The sequence below is a fragment of the Vibrio sp. Vb1755 genome, from assembly GCF_033338635.1.
In the GTDB taxonomy this organism is placed as follows: Bacteria; Pseudomonadota; Gammaproteobacteria; order Enterobacterales; family Vibrionaceae; genus Vibrio; species Vibrio alginolyticus.
On the sequence record NZ_JAWOTA010000003.1, the window covers coordinates 191629 to 210698 of the forward strand.

Genomic DNA, 19070 nt, shown 5'->3' on the forward strand with positions numbered 1-19070 from the left:
AAATGAAACTAGTTTTTGGTTACCGTCACGATTGGCGCCGACTTGTCAGCCGCGTTGAAGTGGAAGTTGTAATTTCCTGCTTCTGCAATCGCAATTTTCAGGTTTGCACTACCGCCACCGACTTCCATCGTTAGCGCTTTACCAAGCTCAACACTGCCTTCGCCACCGAAGTTGGTGTCTGCTGCCCAGTCTGCGCTCGCAACTTTCATCTCGTAGTTGCCCGCCGCTAGGGTAATGTCTAGCGAGTAAACGTCATTTGCTACATAGCTGAACTTCGCAGTTGAGTCTTGTGCTGGAGCATCCCATGTAGTGATAGTGCCACGTAAGTAAAGTGCTGTTTCACCGAATGTTGGTGCATCTGCTGACTTGGTCACTGACACGACCGGTTTTTCTACGCTTTCATCTTGAACATGTAGCGCGTTCAGAGTGAAGTTGTACTTACCTGTTTCAGCAACAGACAGCTTACAGTTACCTTCTGAACCTAAGTCTAGTGAACCAGAAGCTATATTCGCAATATCACAACCGATGTTTGGATTTGCCCAACCAGAGTCCGCGAATTTGAACTCGTGTTCACCAGCTTCAAGAACGCCAGTTACAGAGTACATACCGTTGCCAATAAAGGTCATCGCCCAATCACTGCTATCAGACCACTCGTTCATCGTGCCTTTCACGTAAACAACGGTTTCGCCGTAAGGAGGAATGCTCGATACGTCTTTGTTATCCGTGTTTACTGGTAGGCCAGCACCTTGTGCGCCGTTTTGTGGCTGCACGAATACCGCTGTTGTCAGTGCTGGTACTGTGAACGTTTCATTGGTGAAGCTTGCACCTTTCACGATGTCATCCGCAGAGTTTTGTTGAACTTCATGTAACTCGAAACCAGTTGCGCCAGCAACTTTGAAAGACTTCTCAGTTGATGTTGAGTTCACAACGGCCACGACAGCATCGTAGTTCGAATCTAAATCGGCACCTGCTGATGTACCATCGTCGATAGACATCACAATCAAGCCTTCCACTTGGTCTTTCCCTACGTTGCGGAAGTCCACACGGTTCATCACTTCTTGCGCGGTATCTAGGCGGAACAGTTCGCTTGTGCTACGGATTTTTAGTAGCTCTAGGAATTGTTGCTTAGTCAGCTCGATGTCGGTTGAATCTGGTTTCGCCGTGCTGTCACCAACGATGGTTTTGATCAGCTCCCAGTTTGCACCGTCTTTGTCTTCACGTGGTAGACCAACGTTCCAGTTATTGTCGCTTCCGTCGAAGAATACACGGTTGAACCAGTCACCAGAATCGTACGAGTCGCGCTGCATGGATTTAGAGCGCAATAGCTCAGAACCCATGTGGATGAATGGAATGCCTTGACCAAGCATCACCGTTGATAGGGACACAGCCTGCATACGTGCACGTTCGGCAGATGAAGTGCCTGTCGCAATCTTGTAGGCGTTGTTATCCCACAATGTTTGGTTGTCGTGCTTAGACACGTAAGAGATGTTCTCTGATGGCACTTTTGTGTAGCCTGCAGGCGCACCATTGTAATCAACGTTTTTACCCAGTTTGGTTTCGCCTTTGTAATCAAGAAGGATGTAGTCAGCCAAGTTACCAGCCATACCTAGACGAACCAGGTCTTGGTTGTGTAAACGACCATTCACCGACTCTGCGTCAGTTTTGGTTTCTTCGTTAGGATAAGCGGCGTTACCAAAGCCTTGGTTAAAGCGAAGTGGGTGCTTACCTTCAGAATCTACACCGCCATCAAACGGGCTTCCGCCACGAACTGCGTCACGCAGACGATCAGAGAAAGTACCGATTTCTGTCCCCGCCATGTTGACTTGTGTCGCCTGATCGAAGCGAGCGTTTTGCGCGACTTCACCGAAGTCCCAACCTTCGCCGTAGAACAGAGTATTCGGATCAATTTCACGGACTTTTTCAAGTGCGTAAACCATCACATCTTTCGGCTGGTGGCCCATAAGGTCAAAACGGAAACCATCGACTTTATAGTCATCCGCCCATACCATCAATGAGTCAACCATTAGTTTACCCATCATCAAGTTCTCGGTTGCGGTGTTATCACAACAGGTTGAGTTTTCGACTCCGCCAGTGTTGACGTTTAGGCGGTGGTAGTACCCAGGGACAATCTTATCCAGTACTGATTTTTCGTTCACACCAGATGCATTTGTGTGGTTGTACACGACGTCCATGACCAGTTTCAGATCCATTTTATGCGTCGCTTGAACCATTTCGCGGAACTCAAGAATACGCTTAGACCCGTTAGGATCGGTCGCATAACTGCCTTCTGGCACGGTGTAGTGGTAAGGGTCGTAACCCCAGTTGAAGCTGTCTAGCATGCGAAGATCGTTCATCAACGCTTGTGCTTTGCCCGTTGTTGGGTCGTAGCTATTTAATACCTCTTCAATCACTTTGCCGTCATCTTCGGTCTCACAAATGGAGGCTTCTGGCTTGATGCCACAAAGTTTACCCACGGTGTCGGTGATATCGACTCGCTGGTCAGCGTCTTCATCCACGGTTGCAATATCAAACGCAGGCAGGATATGTAGCGTTGTTAGGCCAGCATCTTTCAGGGCTTGTAAGTGAGATACAGACTCACGCTCAGGTTCTGTAAGCGCCAGATATTTGCCATCAAGACTTGGTGTGCCTTTGCTGTCGTTAAAGCTGAAATCACGAATGTGTGACTCGTAAAGGACGTGGTCTTCGTCTTTTTTAACCGTTGGGCGTGCGTAGTTTTTCCAATCTTGAGGCATTAAGCTTGGATCATCTAAATCAACCACTTGCGAGTATCGTGAGTTCTTAGACAAGCTCATTGAATATGGGTCTGTTACCAAACGCGTTTCAACGACGCCAGTTGTTGGGTGGTATACTTTAACTTGGTAGCGATAGTATTTGTTGACAACGTTGCTTTGTGCCTCAGAAACCCAGATACCTGTTGCTGGGTCTTCCGTCATGGCAACGGTCGCTTCTTCTGCTAAGTTTTCATCGTAGATTATCAGATCAACATCTTGGGCAGTTGGTGCCCATAGTTTGAAGGTTGCGGCACCGCCTTCCACAATCGCACCGAGTTCTTGACCGATCGCGTTACCTGCCTTGGAATCGGCAAACACCGCATCCAAAACGCCCGGCTTTTGCATTTCAGTTGCAGAAATGACGTCACCATTTGCGTTGTAAGCCACCATAACAATTTGTGACTTCAGGATCGTACGCAAGGTCGCGTCATCGACATCGATACCCGCAGCTTGAAGGCTAGCAAGGTGACGGAAGCGTGATTTCAGACCATCAGACAACTCACCAGCTTTTGTCAGCTCAACGGCTGTACCGCCAGAGATTTGCTTGTCTTCATCCATTTTGATGTCATTGCTAAGGCTGTAGAACAGCTTCATGGAATCCGCACTGGTCGCCGCTTCCCATGCGATGGTGTTGGCGTCTAACCAATGGGCTTTTTGACCATCAATATCAACAGGGCGCTCTTCTATTGGCTCGTAGTAAAGTTCACTGCTGCCGTGGAAGCCAAACAAACCTTTCGATTCGCCGATTTTCGTCAACTCTACTTTTGAGTTTGCGCTGCCGAACGCTTTCTCATCACCTTTGTGCAGAATGAAGTTCATGCATTCGTGTGGGTCAGAGGCGTCAGGGTTTATTTTCAGTACGTAGTAAGCACCGTAGGTGTCGTTGATGCCATCGAATGGGTGTGGCGCAGACCAATCCGTTCCTGTTCCCGGAATGCCCATTGCGTCTAAATCTGTGCTGGTACAGCCCTCACCGTTCCATAGGTGCAAGCCCCAACCTTCGTAGTCGCTTGCTGTTGAAGCTGATGCTACATCACGTTTGTAATAAATGACGACTTCGTTCTCTCCCGCAGGGTACAAGCCTGAGCCAGGGTTCGTCGTATCTTCGTTCGTGCTATCACTACCACAACCACTGATTACCGCGACGGAAATCAAAGGCAGTACGGTTTTGGCAATTGTTGATAATTTAAATGTCTTATTGTCCACGTTTACAAATCCATTGTTATTGAATTGATATTGAGCTGCGCGCTGCCTTCGCTGACTCAATCATCAAGAAGGTTTTGCACACGCTAGAAAGGCAGATGCCAAAAAAGGAAATGTTCAATTAGATGCTAATACACTGAATCATCAGCAAAATGTGAGAGCAGGCTGTTAAGTTTTTTACAGGTGCAAATTTTCTGTCACAGTCGATTTTGTTCACAAATTAAATAATAAAACAGGCGCATAGTGAGAGGTTCTGCACATCATTAAAATGTGAATTTTTATGGGAGGAGTAAGGGGGGATGATAGGGGATGAGAATGTCTCAGCCCCAAAACCGTGATTAAGTTCTATAAAAATGAGGGCTATATTTTTCTTTTAAAAATAAGTTGCAGTGATGTTGAATAAAATACCGCCATTAAGTCTTCGCAAGCTTCAGATTTTCGCTAAGTGGTCGTTATATAATGAAGGTAGTCGGCGTTACGTCGGCGCGTAATCATAAGATTTCCCTGAAAGGGAGTTGAATTGGGCCCTGAAACCAAAAGAGGCTATTTATGAGTAGTATGGGCATTGCCATTGCGGCAACTGGCCTTTCACTCGTCCTGATATTTGTGTGGATGATCTCGTTGTCGATGCGGAAACAGAGACTCGAGGCAGAGAGGAAAGCTCGCGAAGCCGCTTATCGAAAGGCGATGCATAAAGCGCGAGAGCAAGAGCGTAAAGAGCGAGAGTTCAAAGCAGAAACCGGGCATATCCCCACCATTTTATTTCTAGCGAAAGAAGCCGAAAAGGACAACATTCGTCAAGCGCTGTATTGGTATGATAAAGCCGCTAAATTGGACAATGTGACGGGGATGTACGGCATTGTTCGCTTAAGTGAACGCATGCGCGAAGATGTGATTTTAAAAGAGCAGGCAAACTTCTGGCGTACCGCAATTGCGGGAATGGAAGGGGATACCGAAGCGAAATTTTCGACGGGCAAGGCCTTGGTCTTTGGTCGAGGAACTGAAAAAAATATCCCAAAAGGTAACCAACTGATTGAAACTGCCGCCGAAGAAGGCTGCATTGATGCCATGATTTATATGGGGGAATGGCAGCTTTCACCAGACAATAGTGCAGGACGCAGTGCAGATGCGCTTTACTGGTTTATGAAAGCGGCGGAAAAAGACAGTGCAGATGGCAAGATCCAAGTCGGCTTATGTTACCTAAATGGCATTGGTACAGAAAAAAGCATGGTTAAAGGTTGCTACTGGCTGGAACGGGCCGCGGAAGGTGGCAGTGCTAAAGCGATGTATCATGCTGGCGAAGCGTGGAAGGATAAAGGTAAAACGGGTAATGCAATTGCTTACGTTTGGCTGTTTCTTTCTGCCAATATGGGCTACCAACCTGCGCGTACGTTGCGTGATGAAGTGGCGACCAATATTGGTGTTGATGTTGTCGTTGGATTGCAGTCCATAGCGAAGCCGTTGCAAAGAAAGCTGGCCTCAGGAATGGTGAGAAAGCACTCTATTATTCGAGCCCTTAACAAAGTGTACAAACGCGAAGCGTATTTTCCTGCGGAAGAGGAGCTCAATGCGGTGTTGAATGACGAGAGTAAAGAAGCCTCCGAGGCTTGGGAGGAGGCATCAACACTAGATTTTCAGCCTAACATGACAACGGTAACAGCAGAAGGTCAGGTAAGCACATCGCCCAACGAAAAAAAACTTTCTAAAGAGGCGCTCGATTTCACTCAAAACTTCCTTCAACCATAACCTATCTTATCCAAAAGCCTCAAGATTGAGGCTTTTCTTTTGTCTTTAAAATGTTACGCCAAATCCAAGTCAGCTTAATGTATTTGAGGCTAGACATCCAATGACGTGAAAACTCATTTTCGACATTTGGAGGACGAAAGATGATAAGTCAACCTGTTAAAATCGGTGACGACACCGCCGTAGTCATTCCAAGCGTAATCCTGGCTCAGCTCGGGATAAGGGAAGGAGATACCCTAGAAATCGCACTGAATAAAGACAAAATGGAAATTAAGAAGATGGTGTTGAAAACCAGCGCGCCAACTTACTCTGAAGATATTGAGGAGAATTGAGTTAGAGAATCTTGGTTTGTCGGATACACTACTGGTTTCGCAAAACTGGCGCTTGCCGCTGTCTTTGAACTATCGATAACTACAATAAGAGGTAAGGTACTATGCAAGGTATCCTCTCTATACAATCTCATGTTTCTTTTGGTCATGCTGGTAACAGCAGTGCCGTTTTCCCAATGCAACGCATGGGTTTCGAAGTATGGCCGATTCATACCGTTCAATTTTCTAACCACACGCAGTATCAAGAAGGCTGGACTGGGCGAGCGTTTGCGGCTGAAGACATCAGCGAGTTAGTTCGTGGACTTGGTAACATCGGCGCGCTGGAAAAGTGCCAAGCGGTATTGACGGGCTACCAAGGTAGCGCAGAGCAGTGCCTTGCTGTTGAAGATACCGTGACGAAAGTGAAGCAAGCGAACCCGAACGCACTTTATGTTTGCGACCCTGTGATGGGCGCGCCAGACAAAGGCTGCATTGTGGCTCCGGGCATTGCTGAAAATCTTCTAACGCGTTTGATGCCAATGGCGGACGTGATCGTTCCGAACCAATTCGAGCTAAGTCAATTTGCTGAGATGGAAATCCACTCACTAGACGATGCGATCACCGCATGCCAACGTGCGCTAGAGAAAGGTCCAAAAGTGGTGCTAGTTAAGCACCTTTACTGCCTAGAAAATGGCAGCTTTAACATGCTATTGGCTACGCAAGAAGGTATTTACCTTGCGAAGCGTCCTAAATTTGAGTTTGCTAAACAACCTGTTGGCGTGGGCGATCTTATTTCAGCTATCTTTACCGCGGGACTCTTAAAAGGCTGGTCTCCCAAGCAAGCTTTCCAACATTGTCATGACGCATGCTACGGGGTGTTAAGTGCAACGTACCATGCAGGCGAATGGGAGCTGCAAACTATTGCTGCGCAGCAAGAGTTTGTTGAGCCAAGTAAGCATTTCTCAATTGAAGAGGTGGCTTTGGTCACCGCGTAATTGAGCGCAATTAAACAAAAAAGGGGAGCCATCATCGGCTCCCCTTTCTCTTTGTTCTGTCAGTCTTACTGAGCTTTTTGCTGCTCTGATTTACAAACTGCTGCCGTAAAGACAACGTCTGTTGAGCTGTTTAGCGCAGTTTCTGCAGAGTCTTGAATCACACCGATAATGAAGCCAACCGCTACAACCTGCATGGCTACGTCGTTTGAGATACCAAACAGGCCACACGCAAGTGGGATAAGTAGTAGAGAGCCACCTGCAACACCTGATGCGCCGCATGCAGAAACCGCAGCTACAATACTTAGAAGTAGCGCAGTCAGTAGATCAACTTCGATACCCATAGTGTGCACAGCTGCAAGCGTTAGTGTTGTGATAGTGATTGCAGCACCAGCCATGTTGATGGTCGCACCTAGAGGGATAGATACTGAGTATGTATCCTCGTCCAGTTTTAGCTTCTCACATAGTGCCATGTTTACTGGAATATTCGCCGCACTTGAACGAGTGAAGAACGCAGTTACACCACTTTCACGTAGACAACGGAATACAAGTGGGTAAGGGTTTTGTTTGGTTTTAACGAACACGATCGCTGGGTTTACAACGAGTGCGATGATCATCATTGCGCCAAGAAGAACCGCCAGAAGGTGTGCGTAGCTTGCTAGTGCGCTAAAGCCCGTTGTCGCAAACGTTGAAGCAACCAAGCCAAAGATACCAAATGGTGCAAGACGAATGATAAAGCGCACAATGTGAGACACGCTGTGGCTTAGATCTTCAAATACGGCCTTCGTTGTTGCCGATGCGTGGTGTAGTGCAAGACCCAGACCCACACCCCAAGCAAGAATGCCGATGTAGTTTGCTTCTACTAGTGCATTTACTGGGTTGTCGACCAGTTTAAACAACAATGTGCGTAGAATTTCAGCAATACCTTGAGGAGGCGTTGCACCTTCAGCGCCGGTGACAAGCGTTAAATTGGTCGGGAAAAGGAAGCTTAGAACCACTGCTGATAGCGCCGCGAAGAATGTACCCATCAGGTACAGTACAACGATTGGGCGCATGTAAGTGTGTTGGTTTTTCTTTTGGTTTGCAATTGAAGCGGCAACCAAAATAAACACAAGAATTGGCGCGATCGCTTTAAGCGCACCGACAAAAAGGCTACCAATTAATCCCGCGCTTTCGGCATGGCTTGGAGAAATTGTCGCGAGCAAAATACCAAAGACGATACCGACAAGGATCTGGACGACGAGGTTACCACGAGCATATCGGGCAACGAGGCTGTTGTGTTGCATACATCATTCCTGCAATTTTATGCCAGAGTGGCAGGGCAATAGTCCATCATTACACGGCGATAATGCCCTTATATTACAAGGGGTGAGCATTGCTTCTGGTCACTAAGACACATGATTATCAATTATCCTGTTTTTATAAATTCAGCCATTTTCTTGCTGAATATCACATATCTTAGCTTGGTAATATTTTGTGTCTAGTTTTAGTTTGTTTTTGGATTAAATGTTTGCTCAATGTTATTTAAATAAGATTTTTATGTTGAAAATTATCATTAGTTATGAGTAATGGTTTTTAATAAAGTTGTTAAAAAGGAGACTTTCGTCTCCTTTGATTTTATTGACAACTCAAACGCAACAAATTAATAACTTTGTTGGCGCCTGCGCTTATCACTCATGGCATTTCGAGTGAGTTTCCCGAATTGTCGACTTTGAGCTCGTTGCTCTGCCAAAGTCGCACCGTTAAAGGCTTGTTCTCGCAATAGTTTTTGATAGTTATTGAAACGACGAACTTCCAGTTTGCCATTTTCAATCGCAGTTTGAATTGCGCAACCCGGCTCAGTTTGATGCTGGCAATCACCAAAGCGACAACGCTGAGCGAGAGCCTCAATGTCAGAAAACGCCTCGCTGACCCCCGATTCACAATCTGCTAGTTGAAGCTCGCGCATTCCCGGAGTATCAATCAAGATGCCGCCATCAGGTAATAGATGGATAGAGCGCGATGTAGTTGTATGTCGACCTTTGCTATCGTCTTCACGAATATGCCCAGTTGCCTGTTCTTGTTGCCCGAGTAATGCATTAACAAGAGTTGATTTGCCAACGCCTGAAGAACCGATAAAAGCGAGGGTTTGTCCTTCTTTGCACCAGGTCATGAGTTTAGAAGCACTCTCTATTTCTAAGCCGTTGACTGTCTCTATAGCTAATAGAGGGTCGAGCTTCTGTACTTGGCTTTTTAGTTCATCAGTATTGTCACACAAATCGGCTTTGGAAAGCACGATGACGGGTTCGACTTCGGCTTCATGAGCCAAGGCAAGATAGCGTTCAATACGACTTAAATTGAAGTCGTCGTTAAGGGAACAGACGATAAACACTGTATCCACATTGGCTGCGATGAGTTGCTCTGCCACTTTGCTGCCAGCGGCTTTGCGGCTAAAGAGGCTCAAGCGATCCAGTAAGCGAACAAATTGCTGATCTTCATTTAAGATTACCCAGTCTCCGACGGTCATGTTGGGTAAAGAATGGTGGGCATTAAGATGAACTTGCCCAGTTTCTGTTGCCAATAAATAACCACTTCGGTGATGCGCAATTACACGAGCAAAGATAGTGTTGTCGTAATCGTCTAATGTCAGTTGTTGCTGAAAAAATGGTTTCCAACCCAATTGTTTTAGAGGGTTTGAAGTTGAAACTAATGTGTCACAAAAAGTATGTGTTTGATTCATTATTGAATTATCCCAGACGCAACAAAGCGCCTTAATACAAATCGCATTAGGGTCTAATTCGGATAGAGTTGACCCCGGTGAAGACCGGGCAGAGAAGGGGAGTTGTGGTTATGCCACAGAGTTGGTGCTGTTAGGATTACCCTTGCGATGCCCAGTTAGTGTTATTCAATACAATCATCTTGTGTCCTCTTCGTTGGTTAATAAATAAGTGAGTTAATTAAGCCAAAAGAGTATAGCTGCCCTTTTTTAAAGAGGGTAGCTATACTGCAAAAATATTAACTTTGTTTTGTGATGCGCTCTTCCATAATCTGCGAATACGTGTTGGCTTTTAAGCCGTATATGATTTGGACATGACGATCATCCAATATCACGACGCCATGCGCGCCATGATTTTTGAGTGCGTTCTTATCGATGACGGACGTCGCTCTGAGGGTAAGACGCAGCCGAGTCGCACATGCACCAGTTTCTAGCAGGTTCTCTATGCCCCCAATGGCGTCAATGATCGTATCGACGTCTTGTTCGACATTGGGGTTGGTATGAGTTAGGAAATTGAAAAATTGCTTCAGCACTGACTTAATCGTCATTTGAAGAGCCTTCGGTCGTTAGTTTTGAAATGGCTTCAACAATCGGTGCCGGCGAGAGCGTATGCGGTACTTTAGTGATTAACGTGCCATCCGGCTTCAAGAAGTAAAAGTAAGAGCTATGATCCAGCGTGTATTTTAGTTCCGAGCCTTCCAATTCTGTCTTGCGGAAAATGACACCATAGTTGTGTGCCAAAGGTGTCGTTACATCAAGTGGTGCCGATAGGCCTTCAATCATTGGATGGAAGTAATGGGCATATTTTGCTGATGCATCGGCCTCATCACGCTCTGGGTCTAAAGAAATGAACATCGGGCGTAGTTGCGCTTTTTGCGCGTCGTCAATTTGATTCAGTGCTCCTGCCAGCATTGCAAGAGAAGTTGGGCAAACGTCTGGGCAGCGAGTAAAGCCAAAATAGACGACTCGGATGCGAGGGTCATTCACATCGAAGATATTGACAGCTTGGTTATTTTCCCCAAACAATACCGTTTGTTGAGAGGTGGAACTGTCCACTAGCTCTGGCTTCGTGTTCTGATTATCTAAATAGCTCTTTACGCCAAACCCGAGTGCGAAAGCAGCTACGAGAAATAGGGACCAATTGCGGCTCATAACGATTCCTTATCTTTGCATTTTTATAGCAGGGTAAACGGTATTCTCTCCATCACTGAGTTCACCAACCCAAGTCATTGCATCCTCCGTGCAAACCGGGAGAATGATGTCACCTTGATATTGGCCAGGAGCGATTTGCTTCAGCAAAAACTTAGGCTCACCCATCTCCATTTCTCTTCCTGAAAGACTTAGGATGAGTTGCTTAGCATCGCTTGTATGCCACTCAACATTTAGAGTGGTAGGAACCAAGGGTTGAGCAGTTTCTGAGTTTAGCGTCATCGTAACATTTTCTTGGACGCAAGAGGTTGTAGAGAGAAAGCAGTATTCATCTATTGACTTGCTTTGAGTGGAAGAAGAAAAGCTTTTTATTAGAGTCGGGGCATAAAATCCCGCAACTAATGCGGCTGAAACAGCGGCGATTTGTAACACTTTCATTAAGGTTCAGCATTTATCACTTAACATTACGAGCATCGTAGCACAGATGCGCCGCTCGCCAACTCGTGACCTCAGTAAATTGTGCGTTATACCTCGGTGACCAGCTTCCTAGTAACGCGACGGACTTTATTGCATCAAATACAGCAGAGTTTTCAATTGAGATGTTTTGCCCTTAGCCAATAGATAAAACGGAGCCAATTGACTCCGTTTTTATTTGGTTCAGTATGTGTTTGATACCAAAGTTATTTATCTGAATCTGCGAATTTCTCTAGACCCAAAACCAGAGCAATGGCTGCAAGCATCATCACGACAGCAAGTACTAACTGAGAAGGTTGTGATGTCACGTGTTCAAATTCAAATGGTGATAGGTTGTGCTGTAGCAATGGCACTTGTTCGCCCTTCGAATTGGTGCGCCAAGTGATGGTTTCTTTCCATGGCCAAATCTTTGGCAACGTACCAATCATTAATCCAGTCAAAAACATCAGGGTGAAATCACGGAACTTGCGTAGTAACCACGACAATAAGTGAGAGAAGGACAGTAAACCGATCACGCAGCCAGACAAAAATAGCGCTAATGTATCGACTTGAAAACCTTTCACTGCGGCTAATACAGGAGCATACATGCCAATCAGCAGCAAAATAAAACTGCCAGAGATACCCGGCAAGATCATCGCACAAATCGCGATAGCTCCAGCGAATAAGGTGTTAATGGCCGTTGGTTCCATGTGTAAAGGTTTGAGCACAGTAATACTATAAGCAAACCCGACACCAACGAGCAGAATGACAAAGCGGACAAGATCGCGTTGCTCAACCTGACGAATAATGTGATACACAGAGACCAAAATTAGGCCAAAGAAAAATGACCAAAGTGGGATCGGGTGTGTGTCAAGAAGCCAAGTAATCAACTTTGCTAGCGTTGCAATACTGGTGAAAATGCCGGCAAACAGAGCGATAAGGAAGAATCCGTTGATGTGATTAAACGCGGCTTTAACCCCTTCTTTTCGCCAGATAGAGAAAAGTGAGGGGTTAATGCGTCGAATGCTTTCAAGCAGCGTATCGTAAATACCAGTGATAAACGCGATGGTGCCGCCAGATACACCAGGTACAACATCTGCTGCACCCATGGCGATTCCCTTGAAGAAAGTAATTAAGTAGTTCATTGCTCTAATGCTAAGTCGTTTCGATGGCAGAGAGTATACAAACATTGCGATGAAAAAAGTATGAAATAGTGCTGTAACTACTTGGTTTTATATCCAATCTATTGCCTATCTTTATTACCCGCCAAAAGACAATGCCGCCGTAACGAGCTTTTAATGCTTGGTTTACATTTTTGAGATGATTAACTCTACTATCAATTATCAATCTTGGTTGCATTATGCAATTGCAATTTGCATTATCAAATTGCATTTTGATAATTTGCGCGTGAATAAATCCAGCTTATATGAGATCTTGTGCCCAAAAATAAGTCTTTGCATTTTGGCATGATTAATGCATAATACTGCTCGACCCTTCTTAAGCCGAGGGTCACCTAGCCAACTGACGTTGTTAGTGAATACAATTTGTTCACACTAAATATAAGCCAATCGCGATTATTGCGGTTGGCTATTTTTTTATATGAACAACGTTACTTACGTGCTTTGCAAATTGCACTTCTCTTCCTGTCAGTCATAAAAAAGGGCTGACGTGTTACGCCAACCCTTGTGTTTTACTTTACGTTTTAACCCGTTTATCTAGCAGTTCAGTACCCCATTAACTGTAGCAAATTTTCAGCTGTCACAATGGCTTCTTTACGATTAGCAATATTAAGCTTTTGGTACAGGTTGCGAATGTGGGTTTTAATTGTCGTACCTGCCACATCCAGCTCTTGTGCGATTTGCTCGTTACTAAAGCCTGAATAAATCAGTCCCAGAACCTGCCATTCGCGTTGTGTTAATGGGCTGGTACGTACTAGCTCTGGCACATTAGGGTGATTCACCAACTTTTCAATAAAGTCTTCATCAAAGTGAATCGACCGGCTACGTTGATTCGATGAAATGTCCTTCATTAACTGTTGAGCACGGTGACGCTCAAGATCGCCCAGTTCATGGCGGAGGCTCAACTTCTCCAGCAGACCGCCAATGGTTGCACCATCAATCAGGAAGTTTCCGACCATGCCAGTTTGGTTCGTCATTACTAATGCTTCTTTTAACAGAGCCTTGGCTTGCTCCTCATCTTTTTGGCGAGCAGAAAGGACCGCTTCAACCACTAAGTTGCGATTAGTATCTGTGATTAGGTTAGTGCGACGAGCTTCACCTTGGAGGAAATCTAACGCAGCACGAGCGTCGGTATATTGGCCTAAGTTAATGTGGGCGCGGGCAATGTTACGCCATTGCAATTGAGAAAAGTGGTTGCATGCCGATTCAGGACGAACCGCAGTGTTGAGCCATTCTTGCATTGCATCGGTATTCCCGCGCGCTTGCCAAAATAGAATCAACGATAGTGAAGCGTTTGCAGTCCAATCTACATGGTAAGTCGACTGTTTCATCAAGTGTTGGATGTGCTCAATGAATTTACCGGCTTTGTCTAATTCACCGCGTCCAATCGCAATACGCGCCAACATCGAATAGCTATGTAAGTGCTTGCTTGGTGAATGGTTTTCGAGAATTTGCAGACCTTTGTACGCGCATTCTTCCGCTTCATCAAGTCGGTTCCAGCACCAAAGTACTTGCGCGCGAATACGCAGCAAAAATTCATGAAGAGGAACATGCTGAAGCTGCTGATCTTCAATCAGACGGAATGCGGAATCTTGTAGTTCAAAGGCAGCTTGCACGTAACCTTGTGCAATTAAAATCTCGCTTTGCTGCAATATTGCCCATAACGCTTGGTGATATACCTGATACTGACGAGCTAGCTTTTCAGTTTGTTGCATCATCGGCAAAGCACGGTCTAGTTTACCTAGCACGTGGTTAACTTCACCAACAACCGAAGTCGCCACAATTCGGCTACGGTAAATTGTGTTATCAAGTTGGCTAAGCGCTAACTCCGCTAATTCGAGAGCTTTTTCTGGTTGGTTACTGTTGATAGCCACTTGAGCAAGCAACGCGTTTGCTTGACCTTGATAATGAATATCTAACGCAATGTTACGCTTTTTGTGTTCCTCTTCCGCTTCTTCAAGCAGGTGGCCCACTTGGTTATAACGATGCTGACTTTGAGCCAACCATGCTCGGAGCATCGTAAGTTTTGGGTGGCTGAACAACAGATCATCGTCCAACTTGTTAATTGAGCTTTCCAGTGTGCTGAGTTCGCCTTGGTTAAACATCTTCCAGCCGAATTCGTTTAGGATCTCTACCACTAAGTCCTTATCATTCGATTTTTGTGCATGATGAATCGCTTGGTGTGGTGCTTTTTGTTGTAACCAAGCGATAGCAGCATTGCGGTGGAGATCTTTTTCTTGCTGAGGAATACGAGCTTGGCGCTCATGAGATAAAAACTCGCCAAATAAGTTATGGAACCGGAACCAGTTCTGTTCCCCTTCGAGCGGGTAAATAAATAAGCCGTAACGGTTAAGCGATTCAATCATTCCCAGTGCGTCTTCGCGTTGGGTAAGGGCAAACACTAACTCATCATTGAAGTGGTCAAGCACGGATACTTGCATTAAAAAGTGACGAGTTTCGTGATCGAGTAAGTCAAACACTTCTTCGACCAAGTAATCCCACAAGTGCGCGTGATTGAACTGCGATACCGACTCTACAGTTTGTGCCAATGTGCGGTTTTGATGTTGGGCTTGTAATGCGATCAACTGCATCGCCGATGGCCAACCTTCAACATAGGTTCTTAGGCTGTTCGCCATGTCTTCATCAATACCATCGGCGATACGCTGGTTAAAGAAGCGAGTGGTTTCTTCGGTATCAAACGCCAACATCTCGTTGCCGATTTCGATCATTAAATCACGAACACGTAAGTTTGCAGTGCCCAGAGGCGGCGCTGCACGACTGGTTACCACAACGGTGAGGTTGTCTGGCATGTGCTTTAAGAAGAAACGCATGGATTCATGGATTTCATCATTCGTGATTAAATGGTAGTCATCAAGTACCACGTAGCACTCTTGATGAAAGTCAGCCATTTCAGCGAATACTTCGCTAAATAGGGAGCGTAAAGACGAGATCTGACGTTTTTCCGCCAGTTTTTGTGCGTTAGCGCAACTGAAGTTGGTGGCTTTGTTTAATGCTTGAAGCAGATAGTTTACAAAGCGAAAGCCGTCGTTATCGCTGTCATCAATGCTGTACCAACCGACGTTTGGCTTATCGGATAGCCACTGCGCTGCCATTGTCGTTTTTCCGTAACCTGCTGGGGATCGGAATAAAACCAATTTGTAGTAAGGCGCTTGCTGTAGTAAGTCCAACACTCGTGGGCGCACGATGGCATTGTGCAGGCGTCCTGGTCGAGTAAGCTTAGATGGAATCCACATTAGTAGTTATGTCCTTATTTATGTATACCCAAATGACAGCAACGTGATCATTCTTGTAAAGCCTCCTTGAAAGCCGTCTTACTGAATGATGTCATCAGCATCAAAAACACTGTTTGAATGCCGGATAATGTCGCTACTGTTGGGGCTTGCGTCCGTCTGAAAAACCATTCCATACGGTCACTTAGATATAAAAGCTAGCGAAAACTAGAAATAACTCACATCGCCTAATTCTAGTTTGTATAAAAAGCGTACAATCCTGTGAGCTGAGTGGGATGTTACGACATCAGAAATGTTCGTTACTTTGATCCACTTCCTAATTCTCAAGGGTTGATGGATTTACCATCAACTACGCCCTTTATTTGTGATTGTCGTCACTTAAATATCGTTTGTTTCGTTAGCGTTAAGATCGCGTTGCACATAGATTACGAAAAGTTCTTCTACGCTGACCGAGTTAATGTGACCGATATTACAATTTTCACATCATCAGATGAGTGGACTATAAAAAGCGTCATGAACGGGTTTTAACCTTTCTCACATTCCATTGTGATCAAAATCACTAAGAACTGGTGCAAAGTTCACTTTGTTGAGATTTGGATCACTAACCTAGCAATGGTACCCCCTCTACGCCCTCAGCCCTCCTCCTTCAAAGGATGAGAATTAGGAGGATGTTTATTCACAGAGGTAAATGCACGATGTATGGCAGATGAATTACCAAAAGACGTGAGAATTTCGTAATGAAACCTACTCAACAAAAACAATTTGACAAGAAGTCGTTCCAAGAAAGCGTAAAGAAACACCTATCTGTAACTTACGCTCATACGATTGAAAACGCAGACAGCCGCGCATGGTACCTAGCAATGGGGCATGCTCTGGCTGAATTTACTACTCTAGATTTGCTTGCGACAGAAGAAGATCCACGCATTAAAAGTGCGAAGAGCGTTAACTACCTTTCGCTAGAATTCCTTATCGGTCGTTTGACGGGTAACAACCTAATCAGCATGGGTCTGTATGAACAAGTAACAGAAGCAATGGCTGAACTGGGTTACAACCTAACTGATCTGCTAGAAGAAGAGCGCGACCCATCATTGGGTAACGGTGGCCTTGGTCGTCTGGCTGCGTGTTTCATGGATTCATGTGCGGCACAAGAATTCCCAACTGTCGGCTATGGTTTACATTACGAATACGGTCTATTTAAACAGTCATTCAAAGATGGTCGCCAGCAAGAAGCACCTGACGCATGGCGCGGTGTAGAAGGCTACCCTTGGGAAATTGCGCGTCCAGAACTTGCGCAAGAGATCGGTTTCTACGGTCACGTTGAAGTGATTAACGAGAACGGTAAAGAGGTTCGCAAATGGGTACCAGGCATGACAGTAAGAGCAATGCCTTGGGATCTTCCAATTGTGGGTTACGAATCAGACACGGTTTACCCGCTACGTCTTTGGGAATGTCAGGCGATTGCACCATTTTCACTAGCAAGCTTTAACAATGGTGATTACTTCGAAGCTCAGCACGCACTGATCGACGCAGGTAACATCACTAAAGTGCTTTACCCGAATGACAACCACGAGAAAGGTAAAACACTGCGTCTAATGCAGCAGTACTTCCACTCGGCAGCGTCTGTACGTGACATCCTACGTCGCCACGAAGCTGCGGGCTACTCGCTAGCGGATCTACCTAAGCAAGAGACTATCCAGCTTAACGATACACACCCAACGATTGCGATTCCTGAACTAATGCGCATCCTGATGGATGAAAAAGGTTTAGCTTGGGAAGCGGCTTGGGAAATCAGCTCTAAGACATTTGCGTACACCAACCACACGCTACTTCCAGAAGCACTAGAGACATGGCCAGAGTCGCTAATCCAGCACCTGCTACCACGTCACATGGAGATCATTTACGAGATCAACCACCGCTTCCTACAAGACGTACGTGCAATGTGGCCGGGTGATGTCGCGAAGCAACAGAAGCTTTCTATCATCGAAGAAGGTTTCCACCGCATGGTTCGCATGGCAAACCTATGTGTAATCGGCTCTTACGCAGTAAACGGTGTAGCAGCACTTCACTCTGAATTGGTTAAGAAAGACCTATTCCCGGAGTTCCACGAAATGTACCCGACACGTCTACACAACGTAACGAACGGTATTACGCCACGTCGCTGGTTGAAGTTCTGTAACCCAGGTCTGTCTCAGCTTATCACTGAGAAAGTCGGCCCAGAATGGCCAGCGAAACTAGAGCAACTTGAAGGTATTGCGAAGTACGCTACTGACGCGACATTCCAAAAAGAATTCATGGCAGTGAAGAAAGAGAACAAAGAACGCCTAGCAACTTGGGTGAAAGAGAACATGGGTATCGAGCTCGATACTAATGCAATCTTCGATGTTCAAATCAAGCGTCTGCACGAGTACAAACGTCAGCATCTAGACTTGCTACACGTACTGTCTCTGTACCATCGTATTCTTAATGAACCAGGTTTTGAGTGTACGCCACGCGTTGTGTTCTTCGCAGCAAAAGCAGCACCGGGTTACCACCTAGCGAAAGAAATCATCTTCGCAATCAACAAGATTGCAGACAAGGTGAACAACGATCCTCGCATCGGTAACAAGCTGAAAGTGGTATTCATCCCTGACTACCGCGTGAGCATGGCTGAAATCATTATCCCTGCGGCTGACGTTTCTCAACAAATCTCGCTAGCGGGTAAAGAAGCATCAGGTACAGGTAACATGAAGATGGCGCTAAACGGTGCGCTAACTATCGGTACAATGGATGGTGCAAACGTTGAGATTCGTGAGGAAGTAGGCGATGAGAACATCTACATCTTCGGTCTAGATGTTGAAGGTGTGAAAGCGCTGAAAGCTCAAGGTTACAACCCATTTGATTACTACAATGCGGATCACTTACTCAAAGCGTCAATGGACTTGCTATTGGGTGAAGAGTTCACACCAGGCCAACCGGGCTTACTGCGTGCCACATACGACAGCCTACTAGACGGCGGTGACCCGTACTTATGTCTTGCGGACTTTGCATCTTACGTGAAAGCGCACGAAGACATGAGCGAACAATATAAAGATCAAGCTGGTTGGGCGAAGAAGGCCATTCTTAATACCGCCCTTGTTGGCAAGTTCACGTCAGACCGCTCAATCCGCGACTACGTGAACAATATCTGGAAACTTGAAGCGGTGAAACGCTAATAGAACCTAGTTAAGACCAAGGTAGCCAAGCGCTACCTTTGGTCATTTTCCAAAA

General features: G+C 45.7%; 12 protein-coding genes. 4 read left to right on the forward strand and 8 right to left on the reverse strand.

The genetic code is table 11. The features are described from left to right. Nucleotides 1-8: 8 nt before the first annotated feature. Nucleotides 9-3998 (reverse strand): pullulanase-type alpha-1,6-glucosidase, encoded by a 3990-nt coding sequence (pulA, locus tag R7E00_RS05390; protein WP_193837789.1) that lies wholly within the window; start codon nt 3996-3998, stop codon nt 9-11. 546 nt (nt 3999-4544) lie between these two features. Between pulA and R7E00_RS05395 the strand changes: the two genes are divergently transcribed. The 3 genes from R7E00_RS05395 (at nt 4545) to pdxY (ending at nt 7041) form a co-directional block, all read left to right on the forward strand. Next, nucleotides 4545-5741, forward strand: coding sequence for a tetratricopeptide repeat protein (locus tag R7E00_RS05395; RefSeq protein WP_104976397.1), 1197 nt, complete (start codon nt 4545-4547; stop codon nt 5739-5741). Between the two features lie 140 nt (nt 5742-5881). Continuing rightward, nucleotides 5882-6070, forward strand: a complete 189-nt coding sequence (locus tag R7E00_RS05400) for an AbrB/MazE/SpoVT family DNA-binding domain-containing protein (protein WP_017634469.1) — start codon at nt 5882-5884, stop codon at nt 6068-6070. Nucleotides 6071-6171: 101 nt separating this feature from the next. After that, complete coding sequence (pdxY, locus tag R7E00_RS05405; RefSeq protein ID WP_132936247.1) at nt 6172-7041, forward strand: pyridoxal kinase PdxY; 870 nt, start codon at nt 6172-6174, stop codon at nt 7039-7041. 65 nt (nt 7042-7106) lie between these two features. Here the strand turns inward: pdxY and sstT are convergent, their stop codons facing one another. The 7 genes from sstT to malT form a co-directional block, all read right to left on the reverse strand. Further along, nucleotides 7107-8324: a serine/threonine transporter SstT gene (gene sstT / locus R7E00_RS05410; protein WP_005374821.1), complete on the reverse strand. Its 1218-nt coding sequence runs from the start codon at nt 8322-8324 to the stop codon at nt 7107-7109. A 356-nt stretch (nt 8325-8680) separates the two neighbouring features. After that, nucleotides 8681-9757, reverse strand: a complete 1077-nt coding sequence (gene rsgA / locus R7E00_RS05415; RefSeq protein ID WP_054574875.1) for a ribosome small subunit-dependent GTPase A — start codon at nt 9755-9757, stop codon at nt 8681-8683. 275 nt (nt 9758-10032) lie between these two features. Continuing rightward, nucleotides 10033-10341 (reverse strand): PTS transporter subunit EIIB, encoded by a 309-nt coding sequence (locus tag R7E00_RS05420; RefSeq protein ID WP_054574876.1) that lies wholly within the window; start codon nt 10339-10341, stop codon nt 10033-10035. After that, nucleotides 10331-10945, reverse strand: a complete 615-nt coding sequence (locus tag R7E00_RS05425; RefSeq protein WP_054574877.1) for an SCO family protein — start codon at nt 10943-10945, stop codon at nt 10331-10333. Before R7E00_RS05425 ends, R7E00_RS05420 begins: the two co-directional genes overlap by 11 nt. Nucleotides 10946-10954: 9 nt before the next feature. Beyond that, nucleotides 10955-11380 carry a hypothetical protein gene (locus tag R7E00_RS05430; RefSeq protein WP_017820123.1) on the reverse strand — a complete coding sequence of 142 codons (426 nt, stop codon included), beginning with the start codon at nt 11378-11380 and terminating at the stop codon, nt 10955-10957. A gap of 242 nt (nt 11381-11622) precedes the next feature. After that, nucleotides 11623-12540 carry a DUF368 domain-containing protein gene (locus R7E00_RS05435; protein ID WP_031778872.1) on the reverse strand — a complete coding sequence of 306 codons (918 nt, stop codon included), beginning with the start codon at nt 12538-12540 and terminating at the stop codon, nt 11623-11625. Nucleotides 12541-13118: 578 nt separating this feature from the next. After that, nucleotides 13119-15827, reverse strand: coding sequence for an HTH-type transcriptional regulator MalT (gene malT / locus R7E00_RS05440; protein ID WP_005374834.1), 2709 nt, complete (start codon nt 15825-15827; stop codon nt 13119-13121). A gap of 734 nt (nt 15828-16561) precedes the next feature. Between malT and R7E00_RS05445 the strand changes: the two genes are divergently transcribed. After that, nucleotides 16562-19015 (forward strand): glycogen/starch/alpha-glucan phosphorylase, encoded by a 2454-nt coding sequence (locus R7E00_RS05445; protein ID WP_005374836.1) that lies wholly within the window; start codon nt 16562-16564, stop codon nt 19013-19015. Nucleotides 19016-19070: the final 55 nt, after the last annotated feature.